Origin of the sequence: Microbispora sp. CL1-1, assembly GCF_012034195.1 — a bacterium.
Taxonomy (GTDB): Bacteria; Actinomycetota; Actinomycetes; order Streptosporangiales; family Streptosporangiaceae; genus Microbispora.
Window position 1 is genome coordinate 36752 of sequence record NZ_JAATEK010000047.1, and the last position, 17707, is coordinate 54458.

Here is a 17707-nt window from a genome sequence, read left to right on the forward strand (position 1 = left end):
GGTCCTCCGCCGCGCCATGCGGGTGGAGCGTTCCGTGTGTCATGCCGTCCTTCCCTTCGCCGTCGAAAGGCCGAGATGATCCATCACGACTCCGAACACCGCCTGTGGGTGCTGTCCGGGCCGTCCTCCTCCTATGTGCTGCACCTCGACGAGGCCGACCGGCCGCGCGTCCTGCACTGGGGTCCCCGGTTCACCCCCGAGCAGGCGGCCTCGCTCCTGCTACGGCTGCCGCAGCCGGGCTTCCGGCCGGTGGAGGACCCGCTCGAGGGCTCCTTCGACCTGGTCGCGACCGGAGGCCTGCGCTACGGAGACGCCGGGTTGCAGGTGCGCTTCGCCGACGGCACCCGCGACCTGGAGCTCGTCTTCGCCGGGCAACGCCGCACCGATCGGGAGCTGGTGCTGGCGTACGCCGACCGTCAATACCCGCTGGCCGTCGAGTGCCACTACCGCCTGTTCGGCGACGTGATCGAGCGCCACCTGGTCCTGCGCAACGAGGGCGAGCCCGTCACCGTCGTACGGGCGGACTCCGCCACCTGGGTGCTCCCCCGGCTGAACGGCTATCGGCTCAGCTCCGTACGCGGCCAGTGGGGCGCGGAGACCCGGCTGCACCGCACCGAGCTGCCGTACGGCGAGACCGTCATGACCAGCCGCAGAGGTGTGACCAGCCACCAGGCCAACCCCTGGGCGATGGTCGACGACGGCACGGCGGGCGAGGAGCACGGTGCGGTCTACTCCTGCGCGCTGGCCTGGAGCGGGAGCTGGCGGCTCGTCGCCCAGCGCCTGCCCACCGAGCGGGTGACGCTGTCCGCGGGTTTCGGGCACGACCCGGTGACCTGGGAGCTGGGCACCGGAGAGGAGCTGATCACGCCGGTGTGCGCCGGGCTCTACACCGAGGGCGGCTTCGGCGCCGCCAGCCGCGCCTGGCACGACCACCAGCTCCGGCATGTCCTGCCGCATGCCGGCGAGCTGCGGCCGGTGCTCTACAACTCCTGGGAGGCGACGGGCTTCGACGTCTCGCTGGACGGGCAGATCCGGCTGGCGGAGGCGGCCGCCCGGATGGGCGTGGAGCTGTTCGTGGTGGACGACGGCTGGTTCGGCGCCCGCACCCACGACGCCGCCGGGCTCGGCGACTGGTATCCCAACCCGCGCCGGTTTCCCGACGGGCTCGGGCCGCTGATCGACCGGGTGCACGAGCTGGGCATGCTGTTCGGGCTGTGGGTGGAGCCGGAGATGGTCAACCCCGACAGCGACCTCTACCGCGCCCACCCCGACTGGGTGATCCACCGGCCGCACCGGCGGCGCACCGAGCACCGCAACCAGCTCGTGCTCGACCTGTCCCGGCCGGAGGTCGGGGACTGGCTCTTCCGGACGCTGGACGAGTTGCTGGCCAAGAACGCCATCGACTTCCTCAAGTGGGACATGAACCGCCCCTTCACCGAGGCAGGCCCGGACGAGCGGCTGTGGCTGGGCCACGTGCACACCCTGTATGACGTGCTCGACCGGCTCCGCGCCGCCCACCCGCACGTGCGGATCGAATCGTGCAGCAGCGGCGGCGGCCGGGTGGACCTCGGCATCCTGCGCCGCACCGACCAGGTGTGGACCTCCGACAACACCGACGCCCTCGACCGGCTGGACATCCAGCACGGCTTCTCGCAGTTCTACCCGGCCCGGGTGATGGGCGCGTGGGTCACCGACAGCCCCAACCCCTACACGGGACGGGAGATCCCCCTCGACTTCCGTTTCCACGTGGCCATGGCCGGGCTGCTCTCGATCGGCGGGGCCCTGGACGAGTGGAGCCAGGCCGATCTGGACCGGGCGGCCGAGCTCGTCGCCGACTACAAGCGGATCCGGCACCTGGTCCAGCACGGCCGGCAGCACCGCCTGCTGCCGCCGGGCGGCGAGCTGTCGGCCGTGCAGTATCTCGCCCCCGACGGCGCCGAGGCCGCCGTGCTCGTCTACCGGCGCGCCCGCCGGTTCGGGCACGCCGATCCGGGGATCCCCCTGCGCGCCCTCGATCCGCAGGCGCGCTACCGCGACGCGGTCACGGGAGAGGTCCACCACGGGGCCGTGCTGCTCACCCACGGTCTGTTCCCCGAACTGGCTCCCGGCGACTACGCCAGCGCCATGATCCACCTGGTGAGGGAATAGGAGTACAGGAGGCCCACCGGGCGCCCGGTGGGCCTCCTTCGCCTGTCACCTGGGGGTCAGAACCAGGCGGTAGGCGCCGTTGGCGTCCTGGCCGGCGATCGGGATCGTGACGCTGCCGTTGGTGACGGTGTAGGCGTTCGACCACACCTGGGTCGCCGCCGACACGTTCGTCTTGCGGCCCGAGCCGGGGACGTACTCGAGGGTCGCGGTGACCGAGGAGCCCAGCCCGCCGATCCCGTCCACGCGGATCGAGCTGTTGCCGGACTGGCCGCCGAAGACCACGCTGAACGTCCTGCCGTCATAGGCGGCCACGCCGTCGTTGTTCGTGGTCGGGGTCACCTTGACGATGTTGCCGGTCTGGTCGGCGTACCACTTGTACATCCAGTACGACGCCGTCGGCTGGCCGTTGTACAGCAGGCCGTTGAGCGTGCCGGCCTCGTACCAGAACGCCCGCTCGGCGTCGCGCACGCCCTCGCGCTCGAACTGGGCGACGTAGTGGTTGACGCTGCTCGGCACGTCGATCTCGCCTGTCGTGGCGTACTCGTTGATGGAGATGGGCCGCGGCGAGATGCCCAGCTCGCGCTCCAGGGCGCGGTAGGCGCGGACGTTCGCGGTGACGTTCCGCCATCCGCCCAGCTCGTGCCACGACACCACCTCGGGCAGGGTGTTCGTGGCCTTGGCGTTGTTGAGGAAGGACCGCATCCGGTTGATGTCCAGGTAGGAGTAGCTCGGGCCCATGATGGGCTTGTTCGGCTCACTCTGCCGGATCCGCTGGTAGGTGCGCACCCATCCCTCGTTGAAGGAGACGCCCGCCGCCGACGGCCAGGTCCAGTCCGGCTCGTTCCACGGCTCCCAGGCGTCGATGTTGGTGACGCCCGCCGACTTCGCCGCCGCGATCATCTTGTCGATCCGGCTGTACCAGTCGTTCCAGTTCGTCCAGTTGTACGGGAAGCCGTCGAAGCTGTCGGCCATGTCGACCGTGATCACCGCGCCGATGGCGGCGGCGTTGCGCCAGACGTTGAGCGTGTCACCGATCGGGACCGGGGAGCCGTTCGGCCGGTGCTCGTGCAGCGGCGGCGGCTGGCGGAGCTGGTGCAGCTTCAGCGGCTGCATGATCGACACCGGCGGGGTGTTCGCGTCGGACAGGCCATAGAGGGTGCCCGACGCCACGCGGGTGACCGGGCGCACGACGCTGCTCGCGTCGACCACGAGGGCACTGCCCCCGCCGCCGGTCGTGGTGCTCCACTTCTGGTTGCTCTGCCCGTTGCAGGTCCACAGGATGACGGCGGTGCCGTTGGCGGTGCCGGCGTGGTCCACGTCGAGGCACAGCCCCGACTGCACCCCCGTGATCGACCCGTCGGAGTTCTGCCGCCACTTCTGGTTGTTCTGACCGTTGCACGACCAGATGATCACCTGGGTGCCGGGCGAGGTCTGGTTGTTGTAGGCGTCCACGCACCGGGTGCCGTTCATCGTGCGCAGTTCGCCGGCCGAGGTGAACTCGAAGCCCTGGTTGGCCTGGCCGTTGCAGTCCCAGATGTCCAGCGTGGTGCCGAGGGTGTCGACGTTGCCCTTCACGTCGAGGCACCGGCCGGAGGCCGCGCTCACCAGCGGCGCGGGGGCCGCCGAGGCCGGCGCCGCCCAGGTGAGCGCGGTGGCCGCCAGGGTGACGAGCACCGTGAGCAGGCCCAGGGCGACGGCGCCCGGTGACCGTCGCCGCCCGGCCGCCGGGCGAACGGGTAAGTGGTGCATGGTTCTTCTCCTTCATCGGGGGCGTGAAGCTCGTTGGTGACGTGCAGGTCGTCGGGGCGTGCAGGTCGTCGGGGGCATGAGGGCGGGAACGGCGGAGGCGCGCGGAAGCCGCGCTCCCGTCGGCTCGGCGTCACGGGATCGGCGACGCTGTTATGAGTTATCGGTAACATCACGGTGTAGAGCGTGACGTTGACGGTGTCAAGCCCCGGTCACCGGCCCGGCCGTTCCGCCAGACCGGAGTAACAGGTGAAACAGCAGCTGAACGAGGTCGCAGCCGGTTTGGAAAGACACCGGGAGGACGTGGAAGATTCACCGTCGAGCGGTGCTCTCCTTGACGGTCATCAGTGATAGCGGTAACACTAGCGCCACCCCGATGAGGAGTTCCTGGTCATGAAGGTCTATCCGCCTGAGCGCAAAACCGCACGGTCGCGTTGTATCTGTCAGGCACGGCCCGGCCCATGACGTCGGAGGTTCGGCCACGTCCACGCCGTGTCCCCTTCGGGGGTGCAGGTCCGTGGGCGGCACGAAACCGAGTTGATCCACCGGCCTCCACGAAACCGGTGCGGTTCAGAGCCAGGCCGATGACGCCGAGAGCGCGCTCGCGATACTCCAGGAGACTCTGGCTCAGAGCGAGCAGGCCTACGAACCACAACACCCACGCACGCTGCAGGTGCGGCTCACCTACCCTGAAGCGGTGGGGAAGGCCGGAGAACCACAGCGTGCGACCGTCCTGGCCGCTCGGCTGGTTGAAGACAGCAACCGGGTGCTCGGCCCCGAACATCTGGTCACCTTGGCAGCGAGGAGCGCCCTCGCCGGATGGACCATGGAATCCGGCGATGAAGGGACCGGCCTCCGGCTTTTCGAGGCGCTTCATAGTGACGCCAGGCGACTACTCGGAGATGAACATTGGCTCGTGGTTCAAGTCGGCGCGACATTGAAACAGCTCTGACTCATCCGTGCCGACGGCTTCGGCGCGAATCGCACCCAGTCGCCAGGGCCGGCTGGGCGGCCGGCCCGGGTTGTGCCACGGCGGTGTCCTCGTCGTGAGGACCGAGGTCTCGCGACGAGGACACCGCCGTGGTGCGGACGGCCGGCGATCGGCTGCCGGCCGGCCACGTGTGTGAGCGGCTTGGCGATCTCGGCGGCTCAGCCGCAGCTCGCCGCGCTGTACGCGACGTCGTAGGACGAGGTGACCTGCTTGCCGTCGATCGTGGCGGTCGCCTTCACGGTGACCGTGCCCGCCTCGATCTGGGCGGTCCGGGTGTTGAAGGACTGGTAGGCCTGCTTGCCCGGAGCCACATCGGCCACCGTCTTGGACCCGTACGGGGTGGTCAGTGTGATGGTCGCCGGAACGTCGGAGTCGTTGACGGCCGTGACCGCGACGTACGCCGAACTGCCGATGCAGCGGGAGGACGCGGTGACGGTCAGCTTGACCTCCGGCTCGGGCGGCGTGGCGGAGTCGAGGGCGACGGCGAAGATGTGCATCGTGGCGACGCCGTTCGCCGCCTTCGGGCTGATGTTGGGCAGGTCGACGCGGGAGATCTCCTTGTTCTGCAGAGTGACGCCGGAGTAGTAGATGGTGGCGGGGGTGTTCTGCCGCTGGTTGTTCGGCCGGTTCTGGTAGGGGGCCACGACGGCGGCGTCGCTCCCCGAAGCCGGCGCGCCGTACCAGTCGGGCGAGCTGAGGGTGAAGGTCTGCCTCGTGCCGTCCTTGTAGACGACGGTGGCCGGTCCGGACACCGCGCCGTAGGTCCCGGCCAGCAGGAAGCCGAGCGTCTTGCCGGTGCCGGTCACCTTGAGGGACTGCCCGGAGGCGATGGCGTTGTCGGGGGTGCCCACCGCGACGTCGGGCCAGGTGAAGGTGAGCCCGTTCTTGGTGATGGTGGCCCCCGGGGTGACGCCGACCGACGCCAGCGCCTGGGCGGAGATGCTGGCGCCGTTGCCGTCGAAGTTCCCGGGAGCGGTGTTGGTGTCGTCGGTGACCGCGACGTTGCTGAAGAGCTCCTCAAGCGGCTTCTCGCCGCCGCCCCACACCTGCACCGTGGCCGTCGTGGAGACGGCCCAGTCGTCGCCCCCCTCGGTGCCGCTGAGGACGGCGGTGACGGTCGCGGCGCCGCTCGCCGCGCCGGTGGCGGGAGTGAAGGTGAACTCCACCGTGGCCTTCGCGTCCGCCGCCAGCGGCCCCACTTCGGCGTGCTCGGGGGTGACGGTCCACCCCTCCGGCACCGTGAGGGCCACGCTCGCCGACGCCAGCGGCTCCTCGACCGCTCTGACGGTGACCTCGGCCTTCGCCGCCTCACCCGGGGTGACCTCGACCGGTGCGGTCACCGTGACCTTCTGCAGCGCGTACGCCCGGTAGGTGTGACCGGCCTGCGCGGTGATCCGGACGGCGTCGGCCTCGGTCTTCTCCACCGTGGCCGAGCCGCCGCCGGTGACGTCGCGGACCTTGTGACGCCCGGCGAAGATGCCGCCGCGCACCTTGACGACACCGTCGCGGTCGGGCGTGATGAGGTATTCGTCGGCCTGCCCCTCGCTCCACGCCGCGCCGACGGTATGGCCGCCGCGGCCCCGCAGGCCGCGCACCTTTCCGTTCCGCCAGGCGTCCGGAAGCGCCGGCAGCACGTGCAGCTCGCCGGTGTGGCTCTGCAGCAGCATCTCCGTGATGCCGGAGGTCGCGCCGAAGTTGCCGTCGATCTGGAACGGCGGGTGCAGGTCGAACATGTTCGGCGCGAGCCTGGCCGGGGTGACCAGGAGGCGGACCAGGTCGTGCGCCCGGTTGCCCTCCTCCATCCGCGCCCAGTAGTTGATCTTCCAGGCCAGCGACCAGCCGGTGCCGTCGTCGCCGCGCAGTTCGAGAGTCCGCCGCGCCGCGTCGTACAGCTCCGGGGTGCCGCGCTTGGTGATCTGGTGGCTGGGGTGCAGGCCGTACAGGTGGGAGATGTGCCGGTGGTTCTGCTCGGTCTCCACCCAGTCGTACAGCCACTCCTGGATGTTGCCGCGCGAACCGATCTTCATCGGGGCGAGCCGGTCCCTGGCGGCCAGGACCTGTGCCCGGAAGCTCGCGTCCACGCCGAGGACCTCACTGGCCTCCGCGCAGCCGTCGAACAGGTCGCGCAGGATCTGGTTGTCCATCGTCGGGCCGGCGGCGACGCTGGCGTTCGCGTGGTGGCTGAGCTCGGGCGAGTTCGACGGGTTGGTGACGAGATATCCGAGCTTCGGCTCCTCGACGAGGGTGTCGAGGAAGAACTGCGCCGCGCCCTTCATCGCCGGGTAGTTCTTACGCAGGAACTCGACGTCGCCGGTGAACAGGTAGTGGTCCCAGATCATGGTGGCCAGCCACGCGCCGCCGGTCTGCCACATGCCCCAGAACGCGCCGTCGACGACCGAGGTCGCCCGCCACGCGTCGGTGTTGTGGTGGGTGACCCAACCGCCGGCGCCGTACTGCACCTCGGCCGTGCGCGCGCCGGTCACCGTGAGGTCGTTGATCATGCTGAACACCGGCTCGAAGCACTCCGACAGGTTCGTGGTGTCGGCGGGCCAGTAGTTCATCGGCAGGTTCGCGTTGATGGTGTACTTCGAGTCCCACTGCGGGCTCATCGAGTCGTTCCAGATGCCCTGGAGGTTGGCCGGCTGGGTCCCCGGCCGCGAGCAGGAGATCAGCAGGTAGCGGCCGAACTGGAAGAGCAGCGCGGAGAACTGGGGGTCGTCGACGGCCCCGTGCTGGGTGATCCGGACGTCGGTCGGCTGGTCGGCCGCGTCGGTGCGGTCGAGTTCGAGCGTCGTCCGGTTGAACAGCTCCTGATAGTCGGCCACGTGCCGGCTGCGCAGCGTGTCGTACGCCGTGCCCTGGGCGGCCTCGAGGTGCTGTCGCGCGATGCCCTGGTAGTCGCCGCTGACATCCTTGTAGTTCACGTAGCTGGAGCCGATGGAGATCAGCAGCGTCACGCTGTCGGCGGCGGACACCTGGAGCGTTCCGCCGGAGCTCGTGACGCTGCCGCCCTCGGCGACGGCCTTGGCCAGCGCCAGGAACTTGACCTGGCCGGTGATGCCCTCGAAGTTGCCCGAGACGCCGTCGAGCGCGACCGTGGAGCTGTCCGGGCTGGTCAGCGTCGTGCGCTGGGGGCTGTCGAACGTCGCGCTGAAGGTGATCGAGCCGGGCTTGTCGGCGGTGAGGCGGACGACGATGACCTGGTCGGGCGCGCTGGCGAACACCTCGCGCTTGTAGCGCACGCCGTTCAGCAGGTAGGTGACGGACGCGACGGCGGTGGTGAGGTCGAGCTGGCGGTTGTATTCGGTGAACCCGCTGCTGCCGGGGAAGGTCAGCCTGATGTTGCCGACCGTCTGGTAGGCGAGCTGGCCCGCGGGTGAGCCCAGCATGTTCTGGTCGATCAGCGTCTGTGCCTGGGTCCACTGGTCCTCGAAGACCAGGCGCCGGATCTCCGGCAGCGCCGCCAGGCCCTTCGGGTTGCTCTGGTCGTACGGCCCGCCGCCCCAGACCGTGTCCTCGTTGAGCTGCAGGCGCTCGGCGTCGACGTTGCCGAACACCATCGCGCCGAGGCGTCCGTTGCCGATGGGGAGGGCGCGGAGCCAGTCCGTGCCCGCGCCCTTGTCGTACCAGAGCGCCATGTCGCTGGCGGCGCGCACCTCCGAGGGTGCCACCGATCCTGCTCGGGCGACCGCCGTCCACTGCATCGGCAGCATCAGAGCCCCGGCTCCGACCGTGCCGATCTTCATTAATTGCCTTCGCGTCAGATCTGGCATTCGCTCTCCAAGCGCATGGCTGCCTTGCCGGCGGCCGGCGCCGCGCCCTTGGGCTGCGAGAGCCCCGCATCGAGGAGACGGGCGGGGTTCGGCGGGACCGGCTGCGTGACGAGGCTGTGTAGGGGGTGATGGCAAAGCTACAAAGATTTGATGTATCGGTCAACGATGTGATGCAAAACCCCCGCAAGCCGGTCATCTGACCGCTATCAGGCCGGAATACATCTAACCTTTGGCGGGAAAGGCCATGCGGCGCCGGGTAGCGGCACGCGGCCGCGTCCTGTATCCGTAGAGCAGCAGTGATTCCCGACGACCATGCGCGAACGACGTGCGGGCAGGCCGCATCCGCTCCCCGCACGCCGTGGTAACGGGGAATCCCCCGCTCCCGCCGACCCTGGGAACCTACCTGCCATGTCACGCACAGACGATGTAGTGGACAGCATCAAGCGGATGATCCTCGACGGCGTCCTGCGGCCCGGCGACCGTCTGCCCGTCGAGAAGGACCTCGCCGAGTCGCTGGGCGTCTCACGCGGGGCGCTGCGCGAAGGGATCTCGGCGCTGTCGATCCTCGGCATCGTCAGCACCCGGCAGGGCGACGGGACGTACATCACGAACCTCGACGCGACGCAGTTGCTGGCTCCGATGGGCTTCGTCGTGGACCTGCACGGCCAGGGCGACCCGCGGCACGTCTACACCGTCCGGCGTCTGCTCGAATCGGAGGCGGCCCGGCTCGCCGCCACCAGCATCACCGACGAGGCGCTCTGCCAGGCCAGGGACCTGCTCGGCGAGTCGGCCCGGATCATCGATCAGGCGCCCCACGACCACGAGCGCCTCATCGAGATCGACATCGCCTTCCACCGCATCATCGCCGCCCACACCGACAACCCGGTCCTGGTCGGCCTGATCGAGGCGTTCGCCCGGCGCACCGTCCGCGGCCGGCTGTGGCGGAGCCTCCACGAGGAGGGCGCCGACCGGCGTACCCACGACGAGCACGTGGCGATCTGGGCGGCGCTCGCGGCACGCGATCCCGAACGGGCGCGCATCCGGATGGCCAACCATCTCGTCGGGGTCGAGGAGTCCCTCCCCCGGCTGCCCGACGACGGCGACGCGCCCTGATCACAGCACAGGGATCACCACACAGGGATCACCGCGCCCTGATCACCGTGCCCTGATCACCGTGCCCTGATCACCGCGCCGAGTCGGGGTCCGTGCCGGGACGCGACCGGCCGAGGTTCTCCCGCAGCCAGGTCTCCGTGGTGCTGACGTGCACGAGCGCGACCGCCTGGGCGAGCGCGGCGTCGCCGGCCGCGAGCGCGCGATAGATGGCGGCGTGCTCGGCGATCGTACGGCCGGCCGCGTTCTCCTCCACCAGCCCGCGCCAGACCCGCGCCCGGAGAGTGCGGCTGGCGATGCCGCCGAGGAGGGCGGCCAGGGACTTGTTGCCCGTGGCGTCGAAAACGGCCCGGTGGAAGGCGTCGTCGTGGTGGTTGAGCGCTTCGGTGTCGTTCTGTGCCGCGATCATCGCGTTGAGATGCCGCTCGACGTCCGCGAGCTGCCCGGCGGTGATCCGGGCGGCGGCCAGACCCGTCGCGACCGGCTCGAACAGCCGCCGCACCTCGGTGATCTCGAGCAGGTCGTCGCCCCGCATCATATCGACGGCGAGGCCGACCCCTTCGAGCAGCAGCTCCGGCGAAAGGCTCGTGACGTACGTGCCGTCGCCCCTGCGCACCTCCAGCACGCGTGTGGTGACGAGGGAGCGGACGGCCTCCCTGAGCAGGTTGCGGGACAGGCCCAGCTCGGCGGCCAGGTCCTGTTCTGGAGGCAGCCGGGCGCCCGGAGGAAGCGTCCCGTCCTTGATGCGCTGCCTGATGCGCTCGATCGCCTGCTCGGTCAACGACATACCTGCATTTTGGTGTGTCAGGACACCAGACCTCCACATGGTCCACGTAGCGTGCTGCGTCTTCCGGCCCGCAGACATGCGATGTGTCCGGTCTTCCCACCCGTACGGTGATGGCCGAGACGTCGGATCCCTTGGTGATGAGAGCCGCGTGCGTAACGGAATATCACCATCCTTACCCAAGGTCTGGACACTAGAGCGGTTTTGAGCATAGAAAGACATCCCATGTCCTGTCGTGATTGGCCCCCTCACGACCAACCTCACCCATGCCCCGTACGACGACGCGGACGTCACCTGAGCGTCGGCGACGGCATGGCAGCCGTGGTGCTTCAGAAGGAGAGACGATGGAACGCAAACGGTTCGCACTCGCCGCGGCCTTAGCCCTGTCCGGATGCCTCGCCGCCGCCTGTGGCGGCAGCGGCGGCACGGGAGACGGCGGCTCCGGGAACGACGCGGCGGCGAAGCCGGTCATCGGCGTCGACTATCCGCGTTCCGACACGGACTTCTGGAACTCCTACATCAGTTACGTGCCGAAGTTCGCCGGCGAGCTGGGCGCGGAGATCAAGACCACCAACTCCCAGAACGACATCGCGAAGCTCACCGCCAACGTGCAGACCCTGATGAGCCAGGGTGTGAAGGGCGTGGTCATGGCGCCGCAGGACACCGCGGCGGTGGCGCCCACGCTGCAGCAGCTCGAGAACAAGAAGATCCCCGCCGTGCTGGTGGACACCCGGCCCGACACCGGGAACGCCTTCATGGTCGTGCGCGCCGACAACCGCGCGTACGGGGAGAAGGCCTGCAGGTTCCTGGGCGAGAAGCTCGGCGGCAACGGCAAGGTGGTCATGCTGGAGGGCGACCTGGCCTCCATCAACGGCCGGGACCGCACCGAGGCGTTCAACGACTGCATGAAGCAGAACTATCCCGGCATCAAGGTGTTCGGCGAGGCGACGAACTGGGACGGCGCCGTGGCCTCGCAGAAGCTCTCGACGGTGCTGACCGCGAACCCCGACGTCAAGGGCGTCTACATGCAGTCGAGCTTCGCCCTCGCCGGCACGCTGCAGGTGCTCAAGCAGCGCGACCTGCTGGTGCCGCCGGACGACCCCAAGCACGTCTTCGTCGTCTCCAACGACGGCATCCCGCAGGAGCTCAAGGACATCGCCGCCGGGAACATCGACGCGACCGTCTCCCAGCCCGCGGACCTGTACGCCAAGTGGGCGCTGTCGTACGCGCAGGCCGCGATCGAGGGCAAGACCTTCCAGCCGGGGCCGACCGATCACGACAGCACCATCATCCAGGTGCGGCCGGGCCTGCTGGAGGACCAGCTGTCCGCGCCGCTCGTCACGGCCGACGGCGGCACCTATGGCGGGATCTCCAGCGTGAAGCACGACGACAAGTCGCTGTGGGGCAACAACCTGAGCTGAGAGGGCGTGACCGATGGAAGCGTTCGCGGGAGGGCCCGCGAGCCCTCCACCCGCCCGCGACGGCGGGCCGGGCCGTACGGACCCGCCCGTCGCCGCGGCGGAGAACATCACCAAGAGGTACGGCGAGACGACGGCGCTCGACGGCGCCCGCATCACGATCGGGCCCGGGGAGGCGCACGCGCTGGTCGGGCGCAACGGTGCGGGCAAGTCGACGCTGGTCTCCATCCTGACCGGGCTGCAGGCGCCGGACGAGGGCGAGGTCCGCTTCGCCGGGTCGCCCGCGCCGCGGCTGTCCGACCGGGACGCCTGGCGGGAACGGGTCGCCTGCGTCTACCAGAAGTCCACGATCATCCCTGAGCTGACCGTGGCGGAGAACCTCTACCTGAACAGGCACGACCGCAACCGGCTGGGGCTGGTCGGCTGGAAGAGCCTGTGGCGGAAGGCGGCCGACCTGCTGGAGGCATGGTCGGTGGACGTCGACGTCCGCAGGCCGGCCGGGGAGCTCGGGGTCGAGCAGCGGCAGTTCGTGGAGATCGCCCGGGCGCTGTCGTTCGGCGCGCGGTTCATCATCCTCGACGAGCCCACCGCCCAGCTCGACGGCGCGGCGATCTCCCGGCTCTTCGACCGGATGCGGGCGATGCGCGAGCAGGGGGTCACCTTCCTGTTCATCAGTCATCACCTGCAGGAGATCTACGAGATCTGCGACACGGTCACGGTGTTCCGGGACGCCCGGCACATCCTCACCGCGCCGGTGGCCGATCTGCCGCAGGGCGAGCTGGTGGCGGCGATGACCGGTGAGGCCGCGGGGCTGCGGGAGCACGCCGTACGCCCGGCGGTTCCGGCGGACGCCCCGGTGGTCCTCGACGTACGGGGCCTGTCCGACGGCGACGTCTACCAGGACGTCGACCTCCGGGTGCGGGCCGGGGAGATCGTGGGGCTGGCGGGCCTGGGCGGCAGCGGGAAGAACGAGCTCGCCGAGGCCATCGCCGGGCTGCGCGCTCCCCGGGACGGCACCCTGGAGGTGGCCGGGAACCGCCCGCGCCCCGGCAGTGTGCCGGATTCGCTGGCCGCCGGGGTGGGCCTGGTGCCCCGCGACCGTCACCATCAGGGCCTCGTTCCCCTGATGTCCATCGCCGACAACACCACGCTGACCGTGCCCGAACGGCTCGGCCAGGCGGGGTTCGTCAGCGGCCGGCGCAAGGACGCGCTGGCCCGCGAGATGATCACGAATCTCGCGATCAAGACACCCGGCCCGGAGCTCCCCGTCTCCGGGCTGTCCGGCGGCAACCAGCAGAAGGTCGTGATGGCCCGCGCCCTGGCCAGCGACCCCCGCCTGCTCGTGCTGATCACTCCGACGGCCGGAGTCGACGTCCGGTCGAAGGAGTTCCTGCTCGGCAAGGTCGAGGAGATCGCCGACAACGGGACCGGCGTCGTGATCGCCTCCGATGAACTTGACGACCTGCGGCTGTGCAACCGGGTGCTCGTGATGTTCCACGGCCGCGTCGTCGCGGAACTGGCCGCCGGCTGGCACGACCACGAGATGGTGGCCGCCATGGAAGGAGTCGACCTCGATGCCTGACAGCACCACCGCTCCCGCCACGACGGGACACCCTCCGAGCCCGCCGGCTCCCGAGGAGACGGGGAGACGCCGCCCGGCCATCCGCCTGGCGCGGCTGCGCGACTTCGCGCTCGTTCCCGCGATCATCGTGATCGCGATCGTCGGGCAGATCGTCAACCCGATCTTCCTGCAGAGCGACAACCTGATCAACATCCTGCAGACCATGTCGGAGATCTCGCTCCTCGTCCTGGCGCAGACGCTCGTGCTGGTCGCCGGCAGGATGGACCTGTCGCTCGAGTCGACCTTCGGGCTGGCCCCCGGCGTGGCCGCGTGGCTCACGGTCGCCGCCGGGACGGGGCCGGGGCTCGGGCTGCTACCCGGCGCCTGGGGAATCCCCGTCACGCTCGCGGTGGGCGTGCTGATCGGTGCGGTGAACGCGCTGTTCATCGTCCGCTTCGGACTCAACGGCTTCATCGTCACCCTGGGCATGCTGATCGTGCTGCGCGGCCTCCTCACGGGCATCTCCGGCGGGCAGACCTTCTTCAACCTGCCGGAGTCGATGACCTACTTCGGCTCGGCCATGTGGCTCGGCGTGCCCGCGTCCATCTGGATCTGCCTGCTGCTGTTCGCCGTCGGCATCGTGGTCATGGGATTCACCCGGTTCGGCCGGGCGCTCTACGCGATCGGCGGGAACGTCGACGCCGCCAAGGCGGCCGGAATCCGCACCGACCGGGTGCTGTGGATCGTGCTGATCTCCGCGAGCCTGCTGGCCGCGATCGGCGGTCTCCTGCTGACGGGCCGGCTCGCCTCCGTGGCCGCGGCCCAGGGCGACGGCGCGATCTTCACGGTGTTCGCCGCGGCCGTCATCGGCGGAGTCAGCCTGAACGGCGGCAAGGGCACCGTGTTCGGCGCGTTCACCGGCATCCTGCTGCTCTACATGATCCAGAACGTCCTCACCCTCGCGGGCGTCCCCGCGCAGTGGATCCAGGCGCTCAACGGGGCGATCATCCTCACCGCGCTTGCGATCTCCCGCCTCACCGGCGGAAAGTCGCAGGAATGACGAGAGGGGGAGGCCGATCGCGGCGCCGGTCTCCCCCTCTCCTCTCCTCGCCGCGTACGGCTCCGGTCAGGCGGACGTGCGCGTCACGAAGGGAGCAGCGGCAGCAGCGCGTTGAGGCGCCCGGACGCGAAACCGGACAGGTCCAGCGAGCAGAAGGTGAACCCGGCGCCGCGGACCGCGGCGTCGACGCGCTCGCGCAGCTCGCACGCGCGCGGGATGTCGGCGCCCGGAACCTCGACCCGGGCGAGTGTGCCGCCTGCGTGGGCACGCACCCGGCACACCGGGAAGCCGAGATCGCGCAGCGCGGCCTCGGCGGTCTCGATCCTGTGCAGGATCTCCGGCGTGACCGGGTCGCCGTAGCTCACCCGGGAGGCCAGGCAGGGCGCGGCGGGCTTGTCCGCGGTGACCAGGCCGAGTCTCCGGCTGACCGCGCGGACGTCGGCCTTGGTGAGCCCGGCGTCCACCAGCGGCGCGATGGCCCCGCGCTCGGCCGCGGCCCGCTGCCCGGGCCGGTGGTCGCCGAGGTCGTCGAGGTTGGTGCCGAGCGCGATCCGGGCGCCCATGGCGGCGGCGAGTGGAGTGAGCGCGTCGAACAGCGCCGACTTGCAGTGGTAGCAGCGGTCGGCGCCGTTGGCGGCGTATTCGGGCCTGTCGCCCTCGTCCGTGCACACCTCCAGATGGGCCAGGCCGTGGGCGCGCGCGAAGTCGCGGGCGGCGGCCCGCTCGGAGGCGGCCAGGCTCGGGGAGACGGCGGTGACGGCCAGTGCGCGCCTTCCGAGCACCTTCGCGGCGGCGAAGGCGAGCAGCGCGGAGTCGGCGCCGCCGGAATAGGCGACGACGACGGCGTCCTCATCGCGTAGCCGGGCCGTCAGCCGGTCCATGGCGTCGCCCGCCACGTCCACCCGGCCGGCGGACGACGGCGTGTCTCCCCCGGAACCGGGACGATCAGTCATGGGTGGTCTCTCCTGTGAAGGGACGCGAGCCGGCGAGGCTCTCCTCGACGCCGAGGACGTGCAGGGCGGCGTGGAGCCTGGCCCGCTCGGAGTCCCGCGCGAGCAGAGCCCGATGGACGGCCCGGTGCTCCCGGAGGGTGCGGTGAACGGCCTCGGGGTCGCTCATGCCGCGCCAGATCCGGGCTCGTACGGTGCGGCCCGACATGTTCTGGATGACGGCGGCGAGGACGGCGTTGCCGCAATGGGAGGCGATGAGCGCGTGGAAGTCCTGGTCGAGGGCGACCAGTTTCTCGTGGTCGACAGGATCACAGGCGGCCACCGTCTCGGCCTCGTCGAGCAGGTCGCCCAGGTGGACGAGGTCGGCGTCCGGGATGCGCGTGGCCGCCAGCGCCGTCGCCTCCGCCTCCAGGATCCTGCGCACGTGCAGGAACTCCCCCGCGCCGGCGTCGACGTGGATGTCGGCGACGAAGCTCATCCCGTCGAGCAGCAGATCGGGAGACAGGCTGGTGACGTAGGTGCCGTCGCCCTGCCGCGTCTGCAGCACCCTCATGGCGACCAGCGCGCGCACGGCCTCGCGCAGCGTGTTGCGGGCGACACCGAGCTGTTCGGCCAGAATCTTCTCGACGGGGAGCTTCTGCCCCGGGCGCAGCTCCCCATCGATGATCATCTGCTTGATCGTGTCGATCGCCGTCTCGATGACGCCCACGTCAGCCTCCCCATTGGTGACCATCAGGGTAGCGGTACGCGTCGATCGACTCAGGGTGCATACGAGCGCTGTAACCAGGCTTTTCGGGCAGCAGGTAGCGGCCTCGCCCGATGGGGACGGGGTCGGTGAAGTGCTCGTGCAGGTGGTCGACGTACTCCAGCACCCGGCCCTCCAGGCTGCCGCTCACGCACACGTAGTCGACCACGGCCATGTGCTGGACCAGCTCGCACAGCCCGACCCCGCCCGCGTGGGGGCAGACCGGCACGCCGAACTTGGCGGCCATGAGCAGCACCGGCACGATCTCGTTGACCGACGCGAGCCGGCAGGAGTCGATCTGGCAGAAGTCGATCGCCCCGGCCTGCAGGAGCTGCTTGAACATCACCCTGTTGTGGCAGTGCTCGCCGGTGGCGACGCCGACGGGGGCGATCGCCTTCCGGATGGCCGCGTGGCCGAGGACGTCGTCGGGGCTGGTCGGCTCCTCGATCCACAGCGGCTCGTACGCCGCGAGCCGGTTGACCCACTCGATCGCCTGGGGCACGTCCCACACCTGGTTGGCGTCGATCATGAGCGTGCGGTCGCCGAGCTCCTCGCGGGCGATCGACAACCGGCGGACGTCGTCCTCCACGTTGGCTCCGACCTTGAGCTTGACGTGGGTCCAGCCGTCGGCGACGGCCTCGCGGCACAGCCGGCGCAGCTTGTCGTCGTCGTAGCCGAGCCACCCCGGGGTGGTGGTGTACGCCGGATAGCCGTGCTCGGCCAGCTCGGCGATCCGCTCCTCACGCGTGGGCGCGAGCCGGGCCAGCATCTCGACGGCCTCGGCCGGGGTCAGCACGTCGGACAGATAACGGAAGTCGCAGGCCGCGACCAGCTCCTCGGGGGTCATGTCGGCCACGAAGCGCCACAGCGGCTTGCCGGCCCGGCGGGCCGCAAGGTCCCAGGCCGCGTTGAGCACGCCGGCGGCCGAGATGTGGACCACACCCTTCTCCGGCCCGAGCCAGCGCATCTGGCTGTCGGCCATGATCTCCCGATAGAGGCCGCCGAGGTCGCCGGCCAGCTCGTCCACATCACGCCCGGCCAGCCGCGCCCCGATCTGCCGGGCGGCGGCCACACACAGGTCGTTGCCCCGCCCGATCGTGAAAGTGAGACCGTGCCCGGCCAGGTCGCCGTCGTCGGTTTCCAGCACCACGTACGCCGCGGAGTAGTCGCCGTCCGGATTCATGGCATCCGAGCCATCGAGCGTCGCGGAGGTCGGAAACCTGATGTCGATCACGTTCACCGAGGTGATCGTCGGCATGGGCGAACTCCAATTGATCCGATGAATATGAATGGAACAGTAGGATCACACCGACCATAGGTCAAGGCAAGCCCCCTGATATCCGGCCGAAGGCTTTACTTAAACCCGATGAATCTGACAGGCTCTCCACGCGTACGCCCCTGAGAACCAGCGGAGAGGTCAA

At 69.9% G+C, this 17707-nt stretch carries 12 protein-coding genes; 6 read left to right on the forward strand and 6 right to left on the reverse strand.

Annotation, left to right across the window (positions count from 1 at the left end; genetic code table 11):
- Positions 1 to 75: 75 nt before the first annotated feature.
- Positions 76 to 2148 carry an alpha-galactosidase gene (locus HCK04_RS34755; protein ID WP_142651597.1) on the forward strand — a complete coding sequence of 691 codons (2073 nt, stop codon included), beginning with the start codon at positions 76 to 78 and terminating at the stop codon, positions 2146 to 2148.
- Between the two features lie 45 nt (positions 2149 to 2193).
- Here HCK04_RS34755 and HCK04_RS34760 read toward each other — a convergent pair whose 3' ends face one another.
- The gene (locus tag HCK04_RS34760; protein WP_142651598.1) at positions 2194 to 3897 is read right to left on the reverse strand and encodes an RICIN domain-containing protein; all 1704 of its coding nucleotides are present in this window, start codon (positions 3895 to 3897) and stop codon (positions 2194 to 2196) included.
- Positions 3898 to 4567: 670 nt separating this feature from the next.
- On the opposite strand from HCK04_RS34760, the gene HCK04_RS34765 reads away from it, so the two are divergent.
- On the forward strand, positions 4568 to 4846 hold the full coding sequence (locus HCK04_RS34765) for a hypothetical protein (RefSeq protein ID WP_142651599.1): 279 nt from the start codon (positions 4568 to 4570) through the stop codon (positions 4844 to 4846).
- Positions 4847 to 5043: 197 nt separating this feature from the next.
- Here the strand turns inward: HCK04_RS34765 and HCK04_RS34770 are convergent, their stop codons facing one another.
- The gene (locus HCK04_RS34770) at positions 5044 to 8631 is read right to left on the reverse strand and encodes a glycoside hydrolase N-terminal domain-containing protein (protein WP_240972096.1); all 3588 of its coding nucleotides are present in this window, start codon (positions 8629 to 8631) and stop codon (positions 5044 to 5046) included.
- A gap of 435 nt (positions 8632 to 9066) precedes the next feature.
- On the opposite strand from HCK04_RS34770, the gene HCK04_RS34775 reads away from it, so the two are divergent.
- Complete coding sequence (locus tag HCK04_RS34775; protein ID WP_142651600.1) at positions 9067 to 9771, forward strand: FadR/GntR family transcriptional regulator; 705 nt, start codon at positions 9067 to 9069, stop codon at positions 9769 to 9771.
- 70 nt (positions 9772 to 9841) lie between these two features.
- On the opposite strand, the gene HCK04_RS34780 is transcribed toward HCK04_RS34775, so the two are convergent.
- Positions 9842 to 10555 carry an FCD domain-containing protein gene (locus HCK04_RS34780; protein WP_142651601.1) on the reverse strand — a complete coding sequence of 238 codons (714 nt, stop codon included), beginning with the start codon at positions 10553 to 10555 and terminating at the stop codon, positions 9842 to 9844.
- Between the two features lie 341 nt (positions 10556 to 10896).
- Between HCK04_RS34780 and HCK04_RS34785 the strand changes: the two genes are divergently transcribed.
- The 3 genes from HCK04_RS34785 to HCK04_RS34795 are packed head-to-tail and all read left to right on the forward strand — an operon-like array spanning position 10897 to position 14591.
- On the forward strand, positions 10897 to 11973 hold the full coding sequence (locus HCK04_RS34785; protein ID WP_142651602.1) for a sugar ABC transporter substrate-binding protein: 1077 nt from the start codon (positions 10897 to 10899) through the stop codon (positions 11971 to 11973).
- Between the two features lie 13 nt (positions 11974 to 11986).
- On the forward strand, positions 11987 to 13552 hold the full coding sequence (locus HCK04_RS34790; protein ID WP_142651603.1) for a sugar ABC transporter ATP-binding protein: 1566 nt from the start codon (positions 11987 to 11989) through the stop codon (positions 13550 to 13552).
- Entirely contained in the window at positions 13545 to 14591 is a 1047-nt protein-coding gene (locus HCK04_RS34795) for an ABC transporter permease (protein WP_142651604.1), read from the forward strand. Before HCK04_RS34790 ends, HCK04_RS34795 begins: the two co-directional genes overlap by 8 nt.
- An 83-nt stretch (positions 14592 to 14674) precedes the next feature.
- Here the strand turns inward: HCK04_RS34795 and larE are convergent, their stop codons facing one another.
- The 3 genes from larE to HCK04_RS34810 are packed head-to-tail and all read right to left on the reverse strand — an operon-like array spanning position 14675 to position 17544.
- A complete protein-coding gene (larE, locus tag HCK04_RS34800) occupies positions 14675 to 15544 on the reverse strand; it encodes an ATP-dependent sacrificial sulfur transferase LarE (protein WP_205831098.1) in 870 nt (289 codons plus the stop codon).
- The gene (locus tag HCK04_RS34805) at positions 15537 to 16250 is read right to left on the reverse strand and encodes an FCD domain-containing protein (RefSeq protein ID WP_142651605.1); all 714 of its coding nucleotides are present in this window, start codon (positions 16248 to 16250) and stop codon (positions 15537 to 15539) included. The genes larE and HCK04_RS34805 overlap by 8 nt, the downstream gene beginning before the upstream one ends.
- A gap of 1 nt (position 16251) precedes the next feature.
- The gene (locus tag HCK04_RS34810) at positions 16252 to 17544 is read right to left on the reverse strand and encodes an L-fuconate dehydratase (protein WP_142651606.1); all 1293 of its coding nucleotides are present in this window, start codon (positions 17542 to 17544) and stop codon (positions 16252 to 16254) included.
- Positions 17545 to 17707: the final 163 nt, after the last annotated feature.

What these genes read in the sequence shown, in the direction of transcription:
- HCK04_RS34755 (WP_142651597.1), top strand. Translation starts at nt 76, where the DNA reads ATGATCCATCACGACTCCGAACACCGCCTGTGGGTGCTGTCCGGGCCG.
- HCK04_RS34760 (WP_142651598.1), bottom strand. Translation starts at nt 3,897, where the DNA reads ATGCACCACTTACCCGTTCGCCCGGCGGCCGGGCGGCGACGGTCACCG.
- HCK04_RS34770 (WP_240972096.1), bottom strand. Translation starts at nt 8,631, where the DNA reads ATGAAGATCGGCACGGTCGGAGCCGGGGCTCTGATGCTGCCGATGCAG.
- HCK04_RS34775 (WP_142651600.1), top strand. Translation starts at nt 9,067, where the DNA reads ATGTCACGCACAGACGATGTAGTGGACAGCATCAAGCGGATGATCCTC.
- HCK04_RS34780 (WP_142651601.1), bottom strand. Translation starts at nt 10,555, where the DNA reads ATGTCGTTGACCGAGCAGGCGATCGAGCGCATCAGGCAGCGCATCAAG.
- HCK04_RS34785 (WP_142651602.1), top strand. Translation starts at nt 10,897, where the DNA reads ATGGAACGCAAACGGTTCGCACTCGCCGCGGCCTTAGCCCTGTCCGGA.
- HCK04_RS34790 (WP_142651603.1), top strand. Translation starts at nt 11,987, where the DNA reads ATGGAAGCGTTCGCGGGAGGGCCCGCGAGCCCTCCACCCGCCCGCGAC.
- HCK04_RS34795 (WP_142651604.1), top strand. Translation starts at nt 13,545, where the DNA reads ATGCCTGACAGCACCACCGCTCCCGCCACGACGGGACACCCTCCGAGC.
- larE (WP_205831098.1), bottom strand. Translation starts at nt 15,544, where the DNA reads ATGACTGATCGTCCCGGTTCCGGGGGAGACACGCCGTCGTCCGCCGGC.
- HCK04_RS34810 (WP_142651606.1), bottom strand. Translation starts at nt 17,544, where the DNA reads ATGCCGACGATCACCTCGGTGAACGTGATCGACATCAGGTTTCCGACC.